Source organism: Leucobacter sp. Ag1 (genome assembly GCF_000980875.1).
Classification (GTDB): Bacteria; Actinomycetota; Actinomycetes; order Actinomycetales; family Microbacteriaceae; genus Leucobacter; species Leucobacter iarius.
In genome coordinates this window covers 1-20,549 of record NZ_LAYO01000088.1, presented here as the reverse complement: position 1 = coordinate 20,549, position 20,549 = coordinate 1, and the positions used below count along the sequence as shown (strand labels likewise).

The window sequence follows — 20,549 nt, the reverse complement described above, 5'->3', positions numbered from 1 at the left end:
ATGACCGAACCCCAGCTCTGGACTCTCGCCGCCGGACTGCTGACGGCGCTGACGGCGATCGTCGGCTTCAGCGCGCAGACGATGCGCGCGATGTCGAAGACCGTCACGGTGCAGATGGAATCCGTGCGCGAGCTGATGGCCGAGCGCTTCTCGAACGTCGACCGGCAGTTCGATCAGGTCGACCGGCGCTTCGATCAGGTCGACCGGCGGCTGGAGCACCTCGACCAGCGCGTCGGCAGGGTCGAGACGCGCGTCGACGACATCGACCGCGATGTGCAGACCATCGCGAAGCGGATCTTCCCGAAGGACTGACGGGCGCCGGCCGATCCGGCGGAGGACGTCACTGTGCTCCGCCGGATCCGAGCCTCACTCGCCGGTCTGCGTCTCGCTGCGGTCGCCCGACCACTCGGTGTGGAACACCCCGGGGCCGTCGATGCGGCGGTAGGTGTGCGCCCCGAAGAAATCGCGCTGGGCCTGGATCAGCGACGCGGGCAGACGCGGAGCGCGGAGCGCGTCGTAGTAGGCGAGCGACGACGAGAAGCCCGGCGCCGGAACGCCCGAGAGCGCTGCCGTCGAGACCACCCGACGCCACGCCTGCTGCGCACGCCCGGCCGCTTCCGAGAAGAAGGGGGCGGTGACGAGCGAGACGAGCGACGGATCCGCCTGGTAGGCCTCGGCGATGCGTCCGAGGAACCGAGCGCGGATGATGCAGCCGGCGCGCCAGATCTTGGCGACCGCACCGCTGTCGATGTGCCAGCCGTACTGGGACGCCGCCGTGCGGATCACGTCGAAGCCCTGCGAGTAGGCGATGATCTTCGACGCGTAGAGCGCCTGGCGAACGTCCTCGACGAACGCGTCGCGATCCTCGAGCGCGATGGGGGAGCCGGGGCCCTCGAGGTGCGCGCCCGCGAGGCGCTGCTCGGGGTGCGACGACAGGCCGCGGGCGAAGACGGCCTCGGCGATCCCGCTGATCGGGGTGCCGAGGGAGAGCGCGGCCTGCACGGTCCAGGTGCCGGTGCCCTTCTGGCCGGCCTGGTCGAGCACGACGTCGACGAAGGGGCGCCCGGTGCGGGCGTCGACCTGACGCAGCACCTCGGCGGTGATCTCGATGAGGTAGCTCTCGAGCTCGCCCGTGTTCCACTCGGCGAAGATCTCGGCGATCTCCGCGGGCTCGAAGCCGGCGCCGCGGCGCAGCAGGTCGAATGCCTCTGCGATGAGCTGCATGTCGGCGTACTCGATGCCGTTGTGCACCATCTTCACGAAGTGGCCCGCGCCATCGGTTCCGACGTGCGTGACGCAGGGCTCGCCGTCCTCCTCGGCGCGTGCCGCGATGGACCTGAAGATCGGGCCGACGGTCTCGTAGGACTCGGCGGATCCGCCCGGCATGATGCTCGGTCCGTTGAGCGCGCCCTCCTCGCCGCCCGAGATGCCGGCACCGACGAAGTGCAGACCGCGCTGGCGGAGCTCGAGCTCGCGGCGGATCGTGTCGGTGTACTGGGCGTTGCCGCCGTCGATGATGATGTCGCCGGGCTCGAAGGCGTCGGCCAGCTCGGAGATGACCGCGTCGGTGGCCTTGCCCGCCTGCACCATGATGATGGCGGTGCGGGGCCGGGTCAGCGCGGCGGCGAAGTCGGCGACGCTCTCGGTCGCGACGAAACCGGCCTCCGGGTGCGCGGAGACGAGGGTACGGGTGCGCTCGGGGGAGCGGTTGTAGACCGCGACGCGGTTGCCCTCGCGGCTGGCGAGGTTGCGCGCGAGGTTGGCTCCCATGACCGCGAGGCCCACCACTCCGACGTTTGCCGATGGGGTGCTGGTCATCTTCTGGATCTCCATTCCGCGCGCGTACCCGACGCGCCGCGTTCGTCGCTCTACCGCCCGATCGGTCCGCGCTCGGGAGCGCGGAACCGGCTGCGCCGATGGTCCGTGGGCGGACTCCAGACTACAAGGCGCCCCGCGCGATGCCCCGCGCCGCGTGCGAATTCCGTGTAAACTGTGGAGCTGTACTTCGGCGAGGGATGCGCGAGCATCCGTGATCGACGCGGGACGGACTGCCTTGCGGGCCTTTCTGACGCGCCATTCGGCGAGACATGACCATTCCGGCGGCCCAGCCCGCCTCGAACGGGCGCGAGCCCGCAAAGGAGAACCACGATGACCGAGGCGAACGCCCTCGTCGGCACCCCCCGCGACAACTTCGGCAAGGGTGCGGCCCGCAAGCTGCGCGCTGCCGGCCAGACCCCCGCCGTGATCTACGGCCACGGCACCGAGCCGGTGCACGTCTCGGTCGAGACCCACCCGCTGAGCCTGATCATCCGCCAGGCCAACGCGCTCATCAGCCTCGAGCTCGAGGGCAAGAAGACCCTCGTGCTCGTCAAGGACGTGCAGAAGGATCCGGTGCGCCAGATCATCGAGCACGTCGACCTGGTCATCGTGAAGAAGGGCGAGACCGTCGAGGTCGAGGTCCCCGTGCACGTCGTCGGCGAGTCCTTCTCGGGCACCAACGCCCTGCAGGAGCTCAACACGCTCCGCCTGAGCGTTCCCGCGACCTCCATCCCCGAGAACGTCGAGGTCTCGGTCGAGGGTCTCGAGGCCGGCACCCAGATCCTCGCCGGTGCGGTCGAGCTCCCCAAGGGCGCCAGCCTGCTCGACGCTGCCGAGCAGCTCGTCGTGCACATCGTCGCACCGCGTGGCCCCAAGGGCGACGACGAGGGCGCAGACGAGGCCGCCGAGTAATCTCGGTCTCTCTCCAGAGCACTGCGAGCCCGCTCGGGCCGCCCGCGTACGCGCGGCGGCTCCGGCGGGCTCGCGCCGTTCTCCGCGACCGGCGGGGCACGGGACACACCCAGAACACCTAAGGAGCAGCAGCGGTGGCGCAGGACAACTGGCTGGTCGTCGGCCTCGGCAACCCCGGAGCCCAGTACGAGGCGACGCGCCACAACGTGGGCCAGATGGCGCTCGACGTGCTCGCCGCCCGCATCGGTGCGGGCTTCGGGTCGCACCGCAGCAACGCGCGCGTCGCCGAGGGCTGGCTGCGACCGGGCGGGCCGAAGCTGATCCTCGCGAAGCCGAACAGTTACATGAACACCTCGGGCGGCCCCGTCTCGTCGCTCGTCTCCTACTTCGGGATCGAGCCGGATCACGTCATCGTGCTCCACGACGAGCTCGACATCCCGTTCGACACCATCAAGCTCAAGCAGGGCGGCGGCCACGGCGGCCACAACGGTCTGCGCGACATCGCGAAGGCGCTCGGTACGCCGGAGTTCCTGCGCGTGCGCATCGGCGTCGGGCGACCGCCCGGGCGCCAGGATCCCGCCGACTACGTGCTGAAGCCGTTCGCCTCGACCGAGCGCGACGCGCTCGCCGTGCTGCTGGAGGACGCCGCCGACGCGGCCGAACAGCTCGCCGACGAGGGGCTGCTCGCCGCCCAGCAGCGCTTCCACGGGAGGGATGCGAAGTGACCCTGCACGGGATCGATCGGCTGCTCGAGCACGCGCCGTCGTTCGCGTCGGCGCTCGACGCGGCGAGCGGCGACGCCGAGTTCTCGGTGGTCGAGGGGCTGCGCGCCCCGCTGATCGCCGGACTGCTGCGCCGGCGCCGGGTCGCGGGCGACCGCGGCGCGCTGCTCGTCATCGCGGCGACGAGCCGCGAGGCGGACGCCCTGCGCACCGCGCTGCAGTCGATCGTCCCCGATGCGGTCACCGCGGAGTTCCCGGCCTGGGAGACCCTGCCGCACGAGCGTCTGAGCCCCAGCGTCGAGACGGTGGGGCGCCGGGCGCTCGCGCTGCGCCTGCTGCGCGAGCACGACGATTCGCGTCCCCTGATCCTGGTCGCGTCGATCCGCGCCGCGCTGCAGCCGGTCTCGCCGCACGCGGCCTTCGCCGAGCCCATCGTGCTGCGCGCCGGTGCCGAGCCCGAGGTCGCCGGTGCCCGCGGGCTCGAAGCCATCGCCCGCGAGCTCGTCGCCCGCGCCTACACCCGGGTCGACATGGTGACCCGGCGCGGCGAGTTCGCCGTGCGCGGCGGGATCCTTGACGTCTTCCCGCCCACCGCCGAGCAGGCGGTGCGCGTCGACTTCTTCGGCGACGAGGTGGATCAGATCCGCCGCTTCGCCGTGTCCGATCAGCGCAGCGCGGGCGACCCGCTGCCCGGGATCGAGCTCTGGCACGCGCGCGAGCTGCTGCTCACCGACGCGGTGCGCGAGCGCGCCGCCGAACTGCTGCCGAAGTTCCCGGCGCTCGGCTCGCTGCTCGAGAAGATGAGCCAGGGGATCGCGGTCGAGGGCATGGAGAGCCTGCTGCCGCAGCTGGTCGACGGGCTGCGTCCGCTGACCGCGCTGCTGCCCGAGGGCGGATCCGTGCTGGTCGCGTCGCCCGAGCGGGTCGCCGGACGTGCGGTCAGCCTCGCCGACACCAACCGGGAGTTCCTCGAGGCGGCCTGGTCGGCGGCGACCGCGGGCGCCGACGCCCCGGTCCCGGTCGAGGACAGCGGGATGCTGTCGGTCGCCGAGCTGCGGGCCGCGGCCGGGCGACGCCCCTGGTGGACGGTCTCGAGTTTCGTGCAGGGGCCCGAGGATCCGGGCGCGGGCGTGCTCGACGGCGGGGCGGCCGAGGCCGGCTCCGTCGATGGCGCCGATCCGTCCGTCATCGCCGTGCACGGAGCCCCGTTCCCGCGTGCCGCGGGGTCCGCCGATCCCACCGGCGCGGCGATCCGCCTGTTCGCGGAGCGCCTGCGGGACGGCTGGACCGTCGTCGTGACCGCGCAGGGTGTCGGCCTGGTCGAACGCGCGCGCGACATGCTCTCGGAGGCCGGAGCGGCCGCCCGCATGCTCGACGAGCTGCCCGAGCGTCCCGAACCGGGAGTGATCCACCTCGTGCCGGGCACCGCCTGGACCGGGTTCGAGAGCGCCGAGGCGAAGCTGCTGCTCGCGACCGAGGCCGAGTTCTTCGGTCGGGCCGTGTCGAGCCAGGCGGCGAGCGGGCAGAAGCTCGCGAAGCGGCGCGGCAAGAACGTCGTCGACCCGCTGAAGCTGGTGGCCGGCGACTACGTGGTGCACGAGACGCACGGCATCGGCCGGTTCGTCGAGCTGACGCAGCGCATGGTGCCGACCGGCATCGGCCGCGACGCGGTGAAGGCGCTGCGCGAGTACCTCGTGCTCGAGTACGCCTCGACCAAGCGCGGCATGCCGAAGGACAAGCTCTACGTGCCCACCGACCAGCTCGACCAGCTGTCGCGCTACGTCGGAGGCGAAGCGCCCCCGCTGTCCAAGATGGGCGGCAGCGACTGGGCCAACGCGAAGAAGAAGGCCCGCAAGGCGGTGCGCGACATCGCGGTGGAGCTCGTGAAGCTCTACTCGGCACGCGTGGCGTCGAAGGGGCACGCCTTCTCGCCCGACACCCCGTGGCAGCACGAGCTCGAAGAGGCGTTCCCCTACGCGGAGACCCTCGACCAGCTCACCACGATCGACGAGGTCAAGCGCGACATGGAGCGCGAGATCCCGATGGATCGCCTGGTCGCGGGCGATGTGGGCTTCGGCAAGACCGAGGTCGCGGTGCGCGCCGCGTTCAAGGCGGTGCAGGACGGCAAGCAGGTCGCCATGCTCGTGCCGACGACGCTGCTCGTCAGCCAGCACCTCGAGACGTTCCAGAACCGCTTCGCCGGCTTCCCGGTGCGGATCCGCCCGCTCAGCCGGTTCCAGAGCGAGAAGGAATCGAAGGACACCATCGAGGGTCTCGCCGCGGGCACGGTCGACGTCGTGATTGGCACGCACCGGCTGCTCGCCGAGGGCGTGGCCTACAAGGACATCGGCCTGCTCATCATCGACGAGGAGCAGCGATTCGGCGTCGAGCACAAGGACGCGCTGAAGAAGCTCAAGACCAACGTCGACATCCTCGCGATGAGCGCGACCCCGATCCCGCGCACGCTCGAGATGGCGGTCACCGGCATCCGCGAGATGTCGACCCTCGCGACGGCGCCCGAGGACCGGCACCCGATCCTCACCTTCGTCGGCCCCCGCAGCGACAAGCAGATCACCGCGGCGATCCGACGCGAGCTGCTGCGCGAGGGGCAGGTGTTCTTCGTGCACAACCGGGTGCAGTCGATCACCCGCGTCGCGGCGCAGATCTCCGAGCTCGTGCCCGAGGCGCGGGTCGCGGTCGCGCACGGCAAGCTGAGCGAGCACCAGCTCGAGCAGGTCGTGCAGGACTTCTGGGAGCGCAAGTTCGACGTGCTCGTCTCGACCACCATCATCGAGACCGGCCTCGACATCGCGAACGCGAACACGATCATCATCGACGCGGCCGACAAGTACGGTCTGAGCCAGCTGCACCAGCTGCGCGGTCGTGTGGGGCGCAGCCGCGAGCGCGCCTACGCCTACTTCCTCTACGATCCCGACAAGCCGCTGACCGAGCACGCCCATGAGCGCCTCGACACGCTCGCGACGAACAACGAGCTCGGTTCGGGCATGCAGGTCGCCCTGAAGGATCTCGAGCTGCGCGGCGCGGGCAACCTGCTCGGCGGCGAGCAGTCGGGCCACATCGCGGGGGTCGGCTTCGACCTCTACCTGCGCATGATCGGCGAGGCCGTGAACACGTTCAAGGGCGAGGAGACGACGGGGCCGAGCGAGCTGGTGCTCGAGCTGCCGGTCGACGCGCACATCCCCGAGGAGTACGTCGAGAGCGAGCGCCTGCGCCTCGAGGCCTACCAGAAGTTCGCGGCGTCGGCCCACCCGCAGGCCCCCGAGGACCACGTGGCGCTCGTGCTGGAAGAGCTGACCGACCGCTACGGCGCCCCGCCCGAGGAAGTACAGCGTCTCGCCTCCGTGTCCGCGCTGCGTCGCCGGGCCGCGAAGCTGGGCCTCGCGAAGGTTGTCGCGGCCGGTCCGAACCTGCGGATCGAGCCGGTCGAGCTCCTCGACTCGCGCCGCATGCGCATGAACCGCATGTACCCGGGGTCGCGCTACACCGAGTCGACCAAGACGCTGCAGATCCCGCTGCCCGGCGGGACCGCCTCCTCGCGCAGCCCGCTCGCGGGTGTGGGGCAGAAGCGCATGGGCGACGAGGGTGACATCGTCGCCTGGACGGGCCGCGTGCTCGGCACGCTGCTCGAAGCGGATCCGCCGGCCGCCGGCTGAGCGGGTTCGTTCGATCCGTCGGCTGAGCGAGCTCGCGCGTCGAAATCCGACTACGTTCGCCGGAAACGCGGAACGGGCGCCGCCGGGAGGAATCCCGTGCGGCGCCCGTTGCGGGTGCGGCGAGGCCGGGGCCTCGCTCGGCGGCCGGATCAGCCGGCGTTGCAGACCTTGTTGATCTCGGAGACGGCGCCGGTCATGTCCTTCTGCGAGGCCTCGAGATCCTTCTGGACCTTCGAGAACTCGGCCTGGGCGGCCTCGCTCTTCTTGCGGAGCTCCTCGATCTTCTGCATCGAGGCGGGGTCCGACATGTCGAGGTTCTTCAGGTCCGCCAGGCCGGCGAAGACGGACATGTCGATGCCCGCGAGCGACTTCTTCACGGATTCGAAGCCGGCCACCATCTTGTCGTACTGCGGCTTGACCTTGTCGTTGGTGATCTTCGACTGGGTGTCCTTGAGTGCCTTGGACACCGGATCGAGCGCGGCTGCGAAGTCGACCTTCTCGCCCTCGGTGAGCTTCGACATGCTGTTCGCGATATCCGAGTTCGACTCCGAGATCTTGCTGTCGGTGGTCTTCACCAGCTTGCAGGCGTCGGCAACGCTCTGGCCGCCGGCGCAGGCCGCCATGCTCACGGTGAGCGCGATCGCTGCGGCGATGCCGCCGATACGGGGAAGGATGGCCTTCGTCATCAGGTGACTCCTGTCTGGAATGTCTGCGGGGGGATGAGCGCGAGATCGCCTCGGCCCGGACCGTTTCCGGCCTCTGCGAGCCTAAGTCATGTGAAATCCCCGGATGTGGGATATCGCTGCTGGGGTCAGGGAATTGTGACCGCAATGAAATGTTTGTTTTCACATAAATGATCAATTGAATATTCAATCTTTTGTGGGCATGCCCTGATCAGTGCGAAGAATTCGGGACTCGGTGGCGCTCCGGTGCGCCGCGATAGGGTTCGAGCATGAGCGAGAGCGGAGCTGAGGTGTTCGGCACGGATGGGGTCGAGGCGGCGGAGGCAACGGTGCCGGTCCCTGCGTCGGATCCGGTGGCCGCGGTGCGGGAGACCGTCCGCAGGCTCGTCGCCGACGGCGGGTGCGCCTGGCACGGAGTGCAGACGCACGCCTCGCTCGTCCCGTTTCTCATCGAGGAGAGCGCCGAGGTCGTCGATGCGATCGAGCGCGAGCTGCCGGCCGACGAGGTCCGCGGAGAACTCGGCGACGTGCTGTACCAGGTGCTGTTCCATGCGGCGCTCGCGGAGCGGGACGGCGAGGGGTACGACCTGGACGCGATCGCGAGCGGGCTGAACGAGAAGCTCATCGCGCGGCACCCGCACGTCTTCGGGGATCGCGGATACCTGAGCGTCGAGGAGCTGCACGCCGAGTGGGAGCGGCTCAAGGAGGACGCCGCGGGGGAGCGGCGCGGCTCGCGCGGGGCGCTCGAGGGGATCCCTGCCGGGATGCCGACGCTGGCCCGAGCGGCGAAGGTCGTGGAGCGGCTGAAGCGCGCCGGTGCGCTGGATCCCGCGGCGGAGCACCCGAATGGTCGAGTGCGCGCGGAGGAGGCCGTGAACGGTGCCGAGGCCGAGGCGGAACTCGGTGATGCACTGATCGATCTGGTGGTGCGCGCGAACGCGCTGGGTGTGGATCCGGATCGCGCGCTGCGTCGCGCGGTGGACCGACTCGCCGCTCGGGCTCTGCCGGGGGAGTGAGGCGCGGACGCGCCTCCTCGTCGGCTCAAGCGTTTCCGGCGCCGGGTTCCTCGGGGTCGGCCCAGAGCGTGCGCAGCACCGCGACCGCGTCGTCGAGCGAGGTTCCCGCGCTCTGGCCGGCCTCGGCGAGACGCCGCGCCGCCTCGACCACGGGCTGCGGCGCCCGTGAGGCGCCCGGAGCGACGCGGGTGCCCGCGGCGGTGCGCGTGATGACCAGCCCCTCCGACTCGAGCTGCTTGTAGGCCTTCGCGGCGGTGGCCTGCGCGAGGCCGAAATCGCGCGCGGTCTGCCGCACGGTCGGCAGCCGCTCGCCGTCGCCGAGCCGGCCCGAGCGGATCGCTCCCCGGAACAGCTCGGCGAGCTCGTCGGCGGTTCCCGGCGCGGTCATCGCTGCTCGCCTTCCGCGCGGACGGTTCCTCTGTGGACGCCGACGGGGCTGCTGGCAACCGCCCTCGCTTCCGCTCGCCGCCCCGAGACGAAGGATCGAGCGAGGTCGACGGTGAGGCGCATGAGCACCGCCGCACCGATTCCCTGCACGATGTAGCCGGCCCAGTGGAGCGGTCGTGCGACATCCCGGTAGCCCGTGCCGATGGTGACGAGCTCTCCGGGGGAAGCCGCGAGACCATCGACGCCGACGATGATCTCGCCGACGAAGCCGACGAAGGCCCAGACTGCACCGAGCGTCAGAAGGATCCCGCCCAGCGCGAAGAGCGTCATGGTCCTGGCCGCGGCCTCGCGCGATACGCGAACTTCAGCAGCGAGGGCATCGACGGGAGCCGGACGGTTGGCCCCCGCGCCCAGTGCGAGCGGTAGCGCGATCGCGCAGAGCAGGAGGGCGACCAGGGTGAGCAGGTGGTTCGGCCAGCCGGCTCCCCAGTAATAGCCCATGCCATCCTGGAACCGGCCGAATGCCGGAAGATCGGTTGGGATGGAGCCGATGCCGTAACGGTCCCCGTCGCTCGGGACCGACACTCCGATCAGGATCTGCCACCCCGCGGTGAGGAATCCGAGCGTGCCCGTGATCGCCGTGATCCAGAGCAGGGTCCTCGGCGTGAACTCCCACCAGCGGCGGCGAGGGGTGATCGCGCGGTGGCCTGGCGCCGGCACTCCGGCCAGGCGGAGGGGGAGCACCACGACGAGCAGCAGGGCGGCGGTAGCGAAGAGCGGGAGCGGGCGCTGCCACCACGCGTCCCAGTCGACGTGCATCGGGTCGCTCGCGGCGATCCAGCTGGTCGTCGTTCCGATCCCGAGCACCAGGAGCGCTGAGACGATGCCCCACAGGAAGAGGGGCAGCGCCGCCTGCTTCCGGGAGGGGAGCTGGACCGTGCTGCGCGGGCGGATCCATGACAGGGCGAAGAAGGCGGTGCCGAGCGCGAGGGCGACCTCGACCGGGAAGAGTTCCTTGGCTGAGTGGAGCAGCTGGATGAGCGTGTCCATATCGGTCCTTTCGGGGCGGTCCGCGAGCCGGAGGTGCTCGTTGATCGTCTTGTGCTGAGAAAGTAGCACAACTTGTGCTGCCTGCGCAGATCAAGATTTCGCCCAGAGTCTCCTCGCGTCCCGACCGCCCGCAACACGCCGCGACGCGGAAGCCCGCGCCGAGATGGAAGAATGGTCCGTATGGCCTCACAGGTGAACCCGCCCCGCGGCATGCGCGACTTCCTTCCGGCAGACAAGGCGAAGCGCGAGCACGCCTTCAGCGTGATCAAGCGCGTCTACCGCGATCACGGCTTCGACGAGATCGAGACGCCCGTCGTCGAGGATCACGCGCGCCTGCACGCCGGACTGGGCGGCGACAACGAGAAGCTCAGCTTCTCGATCCTCAAGCGCGGCCTCGGCGCCGAGGCGCTCGCCGCCGCGGCCGAGACCGGCGACGCCGAGCAGCTGGCCGATCTCGGCCTCCGCTTCGACCTGACCGTGCCGCTGTCGCGCTTCTACGCGAGCCACCGCGCCGAGCTGCCTCCCGTGTTCCGCTCGATCCAGATGGGTCCCGTCTGGCGCGCCGAACGTCCGCAGAAGGGGCGCTACCGCCAGTTCGTGCAGGTCGACATCGATGTCATCGGCGAAGCCGGCCTGCTCGCCGAGGTCGAGCTGCTCTCGGCGACCTCGCGGGTGTTCGCCGAACTCGGCCTCACCGGCTGCGTGTTCCGCGTGAACGATCGCCGGATCCTCTTCGGTCTGCTCGACCACTGCGGCTTCGCGCCCGAGACCCACGACCGCGCACTGATCATCGTCGACAAGCTCGACAAGATCGGGGCCGAGGGCGTCATCGGCGAGCTCCGCGAACTCGATCCCGAGGCCGCCGAGCGACTCGGCGCCGTGCTGGCCGCGGTCGAGCCGCGCCTCGCGGGCGACGGGATCCCGCTCACCGCGGAGGCGATCTCCGCGGTCCTGCCCGCGGGAGCCGCCGCCGAGGGCGTCGCGAACCTCGCCGAGATCGGCGCCGCGCTCGAAGGCGTGCTGCCCGAGGGCGTCGAGCTGCGCTTCGACCCGACGCTCGTGCGCGGCATGGGCTACTACACGGGCACCATCTTCGAGGTGGCGCACCCGGGCTCCGGCAGCTCGGTCGGCGGCGGCGGACGCTACGACGGCATGATCGGCCGCTTCCTCGGCCAGGACGTGCCGGCCGTCGGCTCGTCGATCGGCTTCGAGCGGATCGTCGACCTCATCGAGCTGCCCGCGTCGACCGGCCCCGAGGCCGTCGCCCTCGTGCACGACGCCGACGCGGCTCCCGCCGACCTCGCCTCGCTCAAGGCCGCGCTCGTCGCGCGCGGCCACCGCGTGCGGCTCGAGCGCCGGCAGAAGAACATGAAGACGCTGCTGGCCCGCGTGGCCGAGCAGGGCTTCACCCGCTTCGCGAACGTCCGGGCGGGGGAGCGCGACGTCGACGCGCTCGAACTGCGCGAACTCTCCGCGTAGCCACAGCATCTCCGGCGCGTCCCGGCGGGGCTCGCCGGTAGACTCGATCCCGGTGCCGGCTCCCGGTACCGTTCAACCCCCACGGCGAATGCAAGGAGTGCATGGTGGCATTTATCGATGCGGTGATCGCACGCGAGATTCTCGACTCGCGAGGCAACCCGACCGTCGAGGTCGAGGTCGGCCTGACCGACAGCTCCGTGGGGCGCGCAGCCGTCCCGTCGGGCGCATCGACCGGGGCCTTCGAGGCCTACGAACTCCGCGACGGCGACGCCGATCGCTACCAGGGCAAGGGCGTGCTGAAGGCCGTCGACGCGGTGTTCGACCGCCTCGGCCCGGCCATCGACGACTTCGCCGCCGACGACCAGCGCCTCATCGACATGGCGCTCATCGAGGCCGACGGCACCGACAACAAGAGCGCCCTGGGTGCGAACGCGATCCTCGGCGTCAGCCTCGCGGTGGCGCACGCCGCCGCCGAGTCGGCCGGTCTGCCGCTCTACCGCTACCTGGGCGGCCCGAACGCGAGCACGCTCCCCGTGCCGCTCATGAACATCATCAACGGCGGCGCGCACGCCGACACCGGCGTCGACATCCAGGAGTTCATGGCGGTGCCGCTCGGTGCCGAGACCTTCTCGGAGGGGCTCCGCTGGGGCGTCGAGGTCTACCACGCGCTCAAGTCGCTCCTCAACGAGAAGGGCCTTTCGACGGGCCTGGGCGACGAGGGCGGCTTCGCTCCCGACCTGCCCACCAACGCCGAGGCGCTCGACCTGATCGTCGAGGCCATCGAGCGCGCCGGCTACGTGCCGGGCCGCGACGTGGCCGTCGCGCTCGACGTGGCGTCGTCGGAGTTCTACGAGAACGGCGTCTACAAGTTCGAGGGCCAGGATCGCACCGCGGCCGAGATGAGCGCGTACTACGCCGATCTGCTCGACCGCTACCCGCTGGTCTCGATCGAGGATCCGCTCGACGAGAGCGACTGGGACGGCTGGAAGCACCTCACCGACGAGATCGGTGCCCGCGTGCAGCTCGTCGGCGACGACCTGTTCGTCACCAACCCGGCGCGTCTCGCCGAGGGCATCGAGAAGGGCACCGCCAACTCGATCCTCGTCAAGGTCAACCAGATCGGCACGCTCACCGAGACCCTCGACGCCGTGCAGCTCGCGCAGCGCTCGGGCTACACCGCTGTCATGTCGCACCGTTCGGGCGAGACCGAGGACGTCACCATCGCCGACCTCGCCGTCGCGACCGACTGCGGCCAGATCAAGACCGGTGCACCTGCCCGCTCCGATCGCGTCGCCAAGTACAACCAGCTGCTCCGCATCGAGGAGGAGCTCGGCGGCGCTGCGCGCTACGCCGGCCGCGCCGCGTTCCCCCGCTTCACCGCGGACGCGAACTAAGCACCCGGACCGGATCCTTCCATGGCGAAGCGCGAAGCCCAGGGGGCCGGGGACTGGTCCTCGAGCCTCCGCTTCAGCGCCTTCACCGTGATCAACATCGCGCTCGTCGTCATCGGCGCGTTCGCGATCAGCCCCATCCTGTCGACCTTCGTGCAGCAGCAGCGCCAGATTTCGGAACTCCGGGAGAGCGTGAAGCAGCATCGCGAAGCGGTGAACGAGATCGATGCGGAGCGGGCCAAATGGAAGGATCCGGTCTACGTGCGCTCCCAGGCGCGCGGCCGACTGTTCTACGTGATGCCGGGGGAGACCCAGCTGAGCGTGATCAGCGACGTCGTGCTGCCCCCGGAGCGCACCGACGGCACCAGCTCGAAGCTCACCCGGATCGACCGGAACTGGGCGAAGTCGCTGGTGTCGTCGACCCTCGGGGCCGGAACGACCGCCGCGACCCCCGAGCAGCTGAGCCCCGATGCGCGGGCGCAGCAGAAGTCGGGCACCGGCTCGAAGCAGACCGCTCCGAGCCCGACCGCCAAGACCACCGAGACCCCCGAGACCCAGGAGAAGCAGGCACCGTGAGCAGGCCCCCGTACCCCGCACCGACCGAGGCCGATATCGCTGCGGTGAGCGAGCAGCTGGGCCGCGAAGCCCGAGGCGTCGTCGGCATCGCCGCGCGCGCGGCCGACGGCAGCCCCGCGGTCGTGGCCACCTCGCCGCGACTGCCCGACGGCTCCCCGTTCCCCACCTTCTACTACCTGTGCCACCCGGAGGCGGTCGCCGCGGCATCGCGTCTCGAGGCGACCGGCGTCATGGTCGAGTACAACGAGCTCCTCGCCGAGGACGAAGCGGTGCTCGCCGCCTACGGCGAAGCGCACCGCGCCTACATCGAGGATCGCGACCAGCTGGGCGAGGTGCCCGAGCTCGCCGGCGTCAGCGCCGGCGGCATGCCCAACCGGGTCAAGTGCCTGCACGCCCTCGTCGGCCACGCGCTGGCCGCGGGCAAGGGCGTCAACCCCATCGGCGACCTCGCGCTCGAGCGTGCGGGACTCGCTCACTGGCAGAACACCTGAACCTTCTGCGGCGCAAACGCTGATTCGCACCCGCTTCTGTGCCTTCCGCGCACGAAAACAGCAGAAAGCGCACCACCCACCCGTTTCCCGGGAGTAGACTGAAAACATCGGGCGGACGTCGCCCGGTTTTTCTGTGCCCGTTTCTACTCGGGTGCTCATCAGCTATGCGTCCCAAGGAGACTGCTTCGTGGCGAAGAAGATTCTGATCGTCGGCGGCGGCTACGCCGGGTTCTACACGGCATGGAAGCTCGAGAAGATGCTCCGTGCCGGTGAGGCCGAGGTCACCATCGTTGACCCGCTGCCCTACATGGCGTACCTGCCGTTCCTCCCCGAGGTGGCATCGGGCTCCATCGAGCCCCGTCACGCGGTCGTGGCGCGTCGCCGCCACCTGAACCGCACCGCGAACATCGCGGGCAAGGTCACGGGCATCTCGCACGCCACGAAGACCGCCACGGTCACGCCGACCGAGGGCGAGCCCTTCGAGTTCGCGTACGACCACATCGTGGTCACCACCGGTTCGGTCTCGCGCACCTTCCCGATCGCCGGCATCGCCGACAACGCGATCGGCATGAAGACCATCGAAGAGGCCGTCGCCGTGCGCGACCGCATGGTCGGCAACTTCGAGCGCGCAGCGTCGCTGCCCGCCGGCAGCCCCGAGCGCGCGAAGCTCCTCACCGTCACCGTCGTGGGCGGCGGCTTCGCCGGCATCGAATCGATCTCCGAGCTGCGCTCGTTCGCCACCTCGCTGCTGCGCCGGTACCCCGAGATCACCTTCGACGAGACGAAGTTCCACCTCATCGAGGCCATGGGACGGATCATGCCCGAGGTGTCGCAGGAGACGGCGAACTGGGTCGTCAAGGACCAGACCCGCCGTGGCGTCGATATCCACCTCGACACGCAGCTCAGCTCGGCCGTCGACGGCAAGATCGAGCTCTCGACGGGCGAGAACTACGAGTCCGACCTCATCGTCTGGACCGCGGGCGTCATGCCCCGCCCGTTCCTGCGCGGCACCGACCTGCCGATCGGCCCCCGCGGCCACGTGATCGCGAGCCCCAACCTGCGCATCACGTCCGAGGACGGCTCGGAGCTCGACGGCGCATGGACCGCCGGCGACACCTCGCAGGTCCCCGACATCTCGGCGACCCCCGGCCCCGGCGGCTTCTGCGTGCCCAACGCGCAGCACGCCGTGCGCCAGGGCAAGCTGCTCGCCAAGAACATCGTCGCCGACCTGCGCGGCGAGGGCGTGCGCGAGTACAACCACAAGAACGCCGGCGCGGTCGCGGGCCTCGGCCTGAACACGGGCGTGTTCCAGTCGGGCAAGTTCGCGATGAAGGGCTACTTCGCGTGGCTCGCGCACCGCTTCTACCACGGCCTCGCGATCCCCACGTGGGAGCGCAAGTGGCGCGTGTTCGGCGGCTGGGTCGGGCACTTCTTCCTGGGTCGCGATGTCGTGAACATCGAGGCCGTTCAGGAGCCGAAGGCGATCTTCCAGGAGTTCGCGAGCCGTCCGAAGCCCGCAGCAGAGTAATCCTCAGCTCCACCGCAGCGCCCCGCCGAGCCATTCGCCCGGCGGGGCGCTGCCGCGTCCGGGGGTGCTGCGCGGACTCCCTAGACTGAACTCATGAACCAGGCTGCCGGGGCACTGCTGGGCTCCGGGCGGTGGGTGCGTGAGAACGCCGCCTCGCGCACGATCGGCCGCGCGTACTTCGGGCTGCAGGCGATCGCCGGCGCGGTCTGGTGGATCGCGGTGTTCGCCGTCCCCGCGGTGCGCCGGGCGACGCTGGGCAGCATCGATCCGGTGCTCATGGCGGCGGCCGACGTGCCGCTGTTCGTGCTCGCCTCCGTGCTCGTCGCGCTCGGGGCCCGCTGGGCGGCCTCGGTCGCCGTTCCGTGGACCCTGTTCGTCTCGGCGGCGATGGTCATCATCGCGACGGCGACGGGAACCGCCGGATGGGGCGCGCTGCTCATGAGCGCCGCCGGGATCGGGAGCGTCCTCGCCTGGTTGCTGCTGCGCTTCGGCAGGATCCCCGCCGACGCCGCGCTCGCAGGTCCGCTCGGCTTCGGCACTGCGCGGCGCGGGACTCCGCCGCTCCGGCAGCTCGTGCGGACCCTGCTGCAGATGTCGGTGTTCTGGATCCTGTTCCTCGGGGTGATCCCGCTCGGGATCGCGCTGCTGGAGTGGCGCTGGGGGCTGCGGCTGGAGTTCCCCGTCGCCGTGCGCCTGCTCGGCGCCGGGATCCTGCTGCTGGCGAGCGCGCTCGGTGTCTGGTCGGCGTTCGCGATGGCGCTGCGCGGCGACGGCACGCCGCTGCCCTCGGCCGCGGCGAACCGGCTCGTGCTCACAGGTCCCTACCGCCTCGTGCGGAACCCGATGGCGCTGGCCGGGATCGTGCAGGCGTTCGGGGTCGGGCTCTGCGGCAGCTCCTGGCTGGTCGCCGTCTACGCGCTCTGCGGGATCCTCTACTGGAACGAGCTCGTGCGCCCGTTCGAGGAGGACGACCTCGCGCGCCGTTTCGGTGCGGAGTTCGAGGCGTACCGGGCCCGGGTGCGGTGCTGGGTGCCGCGGCTGCGCCCCGTCGGGTGAACGGGGCCGGGCTCAGCCCTCGTCGGAGTGCCGCGACAGGAACTCGTACATCTCGGTGTCGTCGACGCCGGGGAACGATCCGGTCGGCAGGGGGGAGAGCACGTGCGCGTGCATGCGCGCGCTCGGCCAGGCCTTCCCCTCCCAGCGTTCGAGCAGTCCGCCCTCGGCGGTGCGGCAGCACGACGGATCCGGGCAGGTGGACGAGGTCCGCGTGGTGGTCTCCCGACCGCGGAACCACTTCGCGTCGTCGAACGGCACCCCGAAGGTGATCGAGAACGGGCCCTGCTCGGCATCGCCGGTCTGCGCGCTCGCCCAGAACGTGCCCGCCGGGGTGTCGGTGTACTGGTAGAACTCGCTCGTGCGGTTGGTCCGGTTGAACGCGGTACGCCCGGCCCACTTGCGGCACAGCGGCTGCCCCTCGACCGAACCGGACTCGTCGGCGGGGAACGGCAGGCCGTCGTTCTCGTAGCCGCGCTGCAGCGTACCCGCGCCGTCGGCCCGGTAGAAGTGGACGCGCAGGCCGAGGTGCTCGGTCGCGAGGTTCGTGAAGCGGTGCGCGGCGGCCTCGTGCGTCACGCCGAAGGCGTCGCGCAGATCCTCGATCGCGAGGTTCCGCTCGCGTTTGGCCTGCTGCAGGAACTCGGCGGCGCGGGCCTCCGGGATCAGGCAGGCCGCGGCGAAGTAGTTGATCTGCAGCCGCTGCTCGAGGAACTCGGCGTAGCTCGCCGGCGGCCGGTGCCCGAGCACGCGGTGGCCCATCGCCTGGAGCGCGAGGGAGCGCAGCCCGTGACCGCCGGGGATCGAGGCGGGCGGCAGGTAGATGCGGCCGCCCTCGAGATCGGTGATGCTGCGCGTGTTCGGCGGTAGGTCGTCGGCGAAGATCAGGGTGAAGCCGAGCGACTCGGCGAGCACGGCCACCTCGCGGTGGCGCAGCGCGCCGTAGCGGGGGCCGAGGCGGCTCATCAGCTCGTCCGCGGCGCGCTCCAGCTCGGGCAGGTAGTTGTCGCGCTCGCGCATCTGCATGCGGATGCGCGTGTTGGCCCGGCGCGCCTCCTCGGGGGTCGCGGCCGCGGCGCGCGAACGGCGCAGCAGCTCCCGGTGCAGCCCGACCAGCGATTCGAGGGCGTCGTCGCTGAGCGACTTCGGCATGCGGACCCGGGGGAGCTGCAGCTGCGCGTAGAGGGGGAGTGCCTGCGCGCGATCCAGCTCGATCTCGAGCGCGCTGCGGCGATCCGGGGCCTCGGCCTTGAGCAGCTCGGCGGTATCGACCTCGAGGGCCTGCGCGATGCCCTGCAGGAGGGACAGCCGAGGCTCCCGCCGGCCGTTCTCGATGTGGGAGAGCTGGCTCGCGACGACCCCGACGCGTTCGCCGAGCTGATCGAGGGTGAGTCCGGCTGCGACGCGGAAGTGCTTGATGCGCTTGCCGAGCAGGAGGCGCTGGCTCGCGCTGTCGTCGGTGATGGAATCCGAGTGGGGGGCCATTCCTTGACTATACGGCAAGAAGTGCGATTCTTTACAGTCGAAAGTGACGGTTCGGTGTCCGAAGGGCGTCCGAGAATGGGTCTACCACCGTTTCTTACCCGAGGAGTACGACGTCATGGGCAGCGCCACGACTCTCGCGCCGGAAGCCACGATCGCCGAGCTGGTCCGCAGCAACGCGACCACCGATGTGGCCGAGGTGCTCACCTGGGTGACCGAGGTCGCCGAACTCACCCGTCCCGAGGCCGTCGTCTGGTGCGACGGATCCCAGGAGGAGTGGGCGCAGCTCACCTCCGAGATGGTCGAGGCGGGCACCCTGCTCCCGCTCAACAAGGATCTGCGTCCCGGCAGCTTCCTCGCTCGCTCCCACCCGGGCGACGTTGCGCGCGTCGAGGACCGCACCTTCATCTGCTCCGAGAACGAGGCGGATGCGGGCCCCACCAACAACTGGCGCGCGCCGGCCGAGATGAAGGCCGAGCTGCAGCCGTTCTTCGCGGGCTCCATGCGCGGCCGCACCATGTACGTGGTGCCCTTCTCGATGGGCCCCGTCGGCGGTGCGATCTCGCAGCTGGGCGTCCAGCTCACCGATTCGCCCTACGCCGTGCTCAACATGCGCATCATGACCCGCATGGGCCAGGACGCGCTCGACGGCATCACCGCCGGCAGCGAGTGGGTCCGCACCGTGCACTCGGTCGGCGCTCCGCTCGAGCCGGGCCAGCAGGACGTCGAGTGGCCCTGCAGCGACACGAAGTACATCACGCACTTCCCCGACACGCTCGAGGTCTGGTCGTTCGGATCCGGCTACGGCGGCAACGCCCTGCTCTCGAAGAAGTGCTTCGCGCTGCGCATCGCCTCGGTGATGGGCCGCAACGAGGGCTGGCTCGCCGAGCACATGCTGCTGCTCAAGCTGACCGACACCGCGACCGGCAAGGACTACCACCTGTCCGCCGCGTTCCCCTCGGCCTGCGGCAAGACCAACCTCGCGATGCTCCAGCCGACGATCCCCGGCTGGAAGGTCGAGACCATCGGCGACGACATCGCCTGGCTCCGCCCCGGCAAGGACGGTCGCATGTACGCGATCAACCCCGAGGCCGGCTTCTTCGGCGTCGCACCGGGCACCGGCGCGTCGACCAACCCGGTCGCGATGGAGACCCTCTGGGGCAACACCATCTTCACCAACGTCGCGCTCACCGATCAGGGCGATGTCTGGTGGGAGGGCATGACCGATGAGGTCCCCGACCACCTGATCGACTGGCAGGGCAACGACTGGACCCCCGAGTCCGGCCGCCCGGCGGCGCACCCGAACTCGCGCTTCACCGTGCCGATCCAGCAGACCCCGACCCTCGCCGACGACTGGTACGAGCAGGACGGCGTCCCGCTCGACGTGATCCTCTTCGGCGGTCGCCGCGCGACCAACGTGCCGCTCGTGGCGCAGTCGCTCAGCTGGGAGCACGGCGTGTTCGTCGGCGCGACCATGGGCTCGGAGAAGACCGCCGCTCAGGAGGGTTCGGTCGGCGAGCTGCGCCGCGATCCCTTCGCGATGCTGCCCTTCTGCGGATACAACATGGCCGACTACTGGGGCCACTGGCTCGAGATGGGCGAGAAGCTCGGTGAGAAGGCTCCGAAGATCTTCCAGGTGAACTGGTTCCGCAAGGGCGCCGACGGCCGCTTCCTGTGGCCCGGATTCGGCGACAACTCGCGCGTGATCGACTGGGTGATCCGCCGCATCGCCGGCGAGGTCGAGGGTCGCGAGACCGCGGTCGGCACCGTGCCCGCCGAGGGCGAGCTGAACCTCGACGGCCTGGATCTCCCGGCCGCCGACCTCGACGAGCTGTTCGCGATCGACCCGGCCTCCTGGCTGGCCGAGGCGGAGCTGACCGAGGAGTTCTTCGCGCAGTTCGGCGACCGCGTGCCGGCTCGCCTGCACCAGGAGCTCGAGACGCTGCGAGGGCGCCTCTCCGCCTGATGATTTCGGTCGGCCTCCGGTCGACCGCCACAGCTGTGGGGTTCGGGTTCTGCCCAGCTCGAACCCCACGACCTACCGTGAGCCCCGAGTTCTGCCCAGCTCGGGGCTCACTCTTTTGCGCGGGTGGGCGCCGGGCGGGCCCGGGTGACCGTGCGCCGGGCGCTCCCACGCGCTGTGGCACGATGGAGGTTCGCCCCCCGATAGCCCAACTGGCAGAGGCAACCGACTTAAAATCGGTTCAGTCAGGGTTCGAATCCCTGTCGGGGGACTCGTCTACCGCGCGAGTCCGCGCACGTACGCCGCGATCCGGGCGGTGCTGCG

At 70.5% G+C, this 20,549-nt stretch carries 17 protein-coding genes and 1 tRNA gene; 13 read left to right on the top strand and 5 right to left on the bottom strand.

Going from position 1 to position 20,549, the window contains the following annotated elements; translation table 11 throughout:
• Positions 1-312 carry a hypothetical protein gene (locus XM48_RS16875; RefSeq protein WP_052961341.1) on the top strand — a complete coding sequence of 104 codons (312 nt, stop codon included), beginning with the start codon at positions 1-3 and terminating at the stop codon, positions 310-312.
• 54 nt (positions 313-366) lie between these two features.
• On the opposite strand, the gene gndA is transcribed toward XM48_RS16875, so the two are convergent.
• Positions 367-1,818, bottom strand: coding sequence for an NADP-dependent phosphogluconate dehydrogenase (gene gndA / locus XM48_RS06625; protein WP_046455053.1), 1,452 nt, complete (start codon positions 1,816-1,818; stop codon positions 367-369).
• 330 nt (positions 1,819-2,148) lie between these two features.
• Here gndA and XM48_RS06620 point away from each other — a divergent pair, with 330 nt between their 5' ends.
• From XM48_RS06620 to mfd, 3 genes are all read left to right on the top strand, one after another.
• Positions 2,149-2,730, top strand: a complete 582-nt coding sequence (locus tag XM48_RS06620; RefSeq protein WP_046455019.1) for a 50S ribosomal protein L25/general stress protein Ctc — start codon at positions 2,149-2,151, stop codon at positions 2,728-2,730.
• 134 nt (positions 2,731-2,864) lie between these two features.
• Complete coding sequence (gene pth, locus XM48_RS06615) at positions 2,865-3,455, top strand: aminoacyl-tRNA hydrolase (RefSeq protein ID WP_046455018.1); 591 nt, start codon at positions 2,865-2,867, stop codon at positions 3,453-3,455.
• Complete coding sequence (mfd, locus tag XM48_RS06610) at positions 3,452-7,126, top strand: transcription-repair coupling factor (RefSeq protein ID WP_046455017.1); 3,675 nt, start codon at positions 3,452-3,454, stop codon at positions 7,124-7,126. Before pth ends, mfd begins: the two co-directional genes overlap by 4 nt.
• A 149-nt stretch (positions 7,127-7,275) precedes the next feature.
• On the opposite strand, the gene XM48_RS06605 is transcribed toward mfd, so the two are convergent.
• Positions 7,276-7,812 carry a hypothetical protein gene (locus XM48_RS06605; RefSeq protein ID WP_046455016.1) on the bottom strand — a complete coding sequence of 179 codons (537 nt, stop codon included), beginning with the start codon at positions 7,810-7,812 and terminating at the stop codon, positions 7,276-7,278.
• A 266-nt stretch (positions 7,813-8,078) separates the two neighbouring features.
• Between XM48_RS06605 and XM48_RS06600 the strand changes: the two genes are divergently transcribed.
• Positions 8,079-8,825 (top strand): MazG nucleotide pyrophosphohydrolase domain-containing protein, encoded by a 747-nt coding sequence (locus tag XM48_RS06600; RefSeq protein ID WP_084821037.1) that lies wholly within the window; start codon positions 8,079-8,081, stop codon positions 8,823-8,825.
• Positions 8,826-8,850: 25 nt separating this feature from the next.
• On the opposite strand, the gene XM48_RS06595 is transcribed toward XM48_RS06600, so the two are convergent.
• Positions 8,851-9,213: a GntR family transcriptional regulator gene (locus XM48_RS06595; protein ID WP_046455015.1), complete on the bottom strand. Its 363-nt coding sequence runs from the start codon at positions 9,211-9,213 to the stop codon at positions 8,851-8,853.
• On the bottom strand, positions 9,210-10,262 hold the full coding sequence (locus XM48_RS06590; protein ID WP_046455014.1) for a hypothetical protein: 1,053 nt from the start codon (positions 10,260-10,262) through the stop codon (positions 9,210-9,212). The genes XM48_RS06595 and XM48_RS06590 overlap by 4 nt, the downstream gene beginning before the upstream one ends.
• Positions 10,263-10,442: 180 nt before the next feature.
• On the opposite strand from XM48_RS06590, the gene hisS reads away from it, so the two are divergent.
• The 6 genes from hisS to XM48_RS06560 all read left to right on the top strand — a co-directional run bounded on the left by hisS (position 10,443) and on the right by XM48_RS06560 (position 16,783).
• Positions 10,443-11,741, top strand: a complete 1,299-nt coding sequence (gene hisS / locus XM48_RS06585; protein ID WP_046455013.1) for a histidine--tRNA ligase — start codon at positions 10,443-10,445, stop codon at positions 11,739-11,741.
• 104 nt (positions 11,742-11,845) lie between these two features.
• Positions 11,846-13,135, top strand: coding sequence for a phosphopyruvate hydratase (gene eno, locus XM48_RS06580; RefSeq protein WP_197074161.1), 1,290 nt, complete (start codon positions 11,846-11,848; stop codon positions 13,133-13,135).
• A gap of 21 nt (positions 13,136-13,156) precedes the next feature.
• Positions 13,157-13,708, top strand: a complete 552-nt coding sequence (locus XM48_RS06575) for a septum formation initiator family protein (RefSeq protein ID WP_084821036.1) — start codon at positions 13,157-13,159, stop codon at positions 13,706-13,708.
• The gene (locus XM48_RS06570; protein WP_046455011.1) at positions 13,705-14,199 is read left to right on the top strand and encodes a DUF501 domain-containing protein; all 495 of its coding nucleotides are present in this window, start codon (positions 13,705-13,707) and stop codon (positions 14,197-14,199) included. Before XM48_RS06575 ends, XM48_RS06570 begins: the two co-directional genes overlap by 4 nt.
• A 187-nt stretch (positions 14,200-14,386) precedes the next feature.
• Positions 14,387-15,727, top strand: coding sequence for an NAD(P)/FAD-dependent oxidoreductase (locus XM48_RS06565; RefSeq protein ID WP_046455010.1), 1,341 nt, complete (start codon positions 14,387-14,389; stop codon positions 15,725-15,727).
• Positions 15,728-15,820: 93 nt separating this feature from the next.
• Positions 15,821-16,783 (top strand): isoprenylcysteine carboxylmethyltransferase family protein, encoded by a 963-nt coding sequence (locus tag XM48_RS06560; protein ID WP_084821035.1) that lies wholly within the window; start codon positions 15,821-15,823, stop codon positions 16,781-16,783.
• Between the two features lie 12 nt (positions 16,784-16,795).
• Here the strand turns inward: XM48_RS06560 and XM48_RS06555 are convergent, their stop codons facing one another.
• A complete protein-coding gene (locus tag XM48_RS06555) occupies positions 16,796-18,265 on the bottom strand; it encodes a helix-turn-helix domain-containing protein (RefSeq protein WP_046455009.1) in 1,470 nt (489 codons plus the stop codon).
• A 115-nt stretch (positions 18,266-18,380) separates the two neighbouring features.
• Between XM48_RS06555 and XM48_RS06550 the strand changes: the two genes are divergently transcribed.
• Both XM48_RS06550 and XM48_RS06545 read left to right on the top strand, forming a co-directional pair.
• Positions 18,381-20,228, top strand: coding sequence for a phosphoenolpyruvate carboxykinase (GTP) (locus XM48_RS06550; protein ID WP_046455008.1), 1,848 nt, complete (start codon positions 18,381-18,383; stop codon positions 20,226-20,228).
• A gap of 194 nt (positions 20,229-20,422) precedes the next feature.
• A tRNA-Leu gene (locus XM48_RS06545) sits at positions 20,423-20,496 on the top strand.
• Positions 20,497-20,549 lie beyond the last annotated feature (53 nt).